The organism is Pseudomonas alkylphenolica (assembly GCF_004025535.1).
Classification (GTDB): Bacteria; Pseudomonadota; Gammaproteobacteria; order Pseudomonadales; family Pseudomonadaceae; genus Aquipseudomonas; species Aquipseudomonas alkylphenolica_A.
This window is the reverse complement of sequence record NZ_QJRG01000010.1, coordinates 1-534: the sequence shown is the minus strand read 5'-3', so window position 1 is coordinate 534 and position 534 is coordinate 1. Positions and strand designations below refer to the sequence as shown.

The 534-nt window shown below is 58.4% G+C and carries 1 protein-coding gene; it reads left to right on the top strand.

Annotated features, from left to right (window positions below; translation table 11 throughout):
• On the top strand, nt 1–534 hold a 534-nt coding region (locus DM813_RS28310), incomplete at both ends, for an immunoglobulin-like domain-containing protein (RefSeq protein WP_164897182.1).

Genomic DNA, 534 nt, shown 5'->3' with positions numbered 1-534 from the left:
CCGACAAGGGTGTGATCACCATCGCTGACGGTGAAACCACCGGCACCCTGAAGATCGATGCTGCCAACGGCGAAGATGTCTACAAAGACGGCTCCGAACTGGTTGCCACTATCACCGGCGTAGACGGTCCGGGCTTTGAAAAGCTGGAAGTCAAAGACGGCAGTGGCTCCGCCACCGCGAAGGTCGTGGACACCGAAACTGCCTCGACTGTCAGCCTGTCCGGTTCGGTACAGAACGAAGGCTCGACGGCACAATACGTCTTCACTGCCACCCTCAGCCACGCCTCCCAAGGCGTGACCACAATCACCACCGACAAGGGTGTGATCACGATCGCTGACGGTGAAACCACCGGCACCCTGAAGATCGATGCTGCCAACGGCGAAGATGTCTACAAAGACGGCTCCGAGCTGGTTGCCACTATCACCGGCGTAGACGGCCCGGGCTTTGAAAAGCTGGAAATCAAAGACGGTTCGGCGACGGCTAAAGTAGTCGACACTGAAACTGCCTCGACTGTGAGCCTGACCGGTTCGGTAC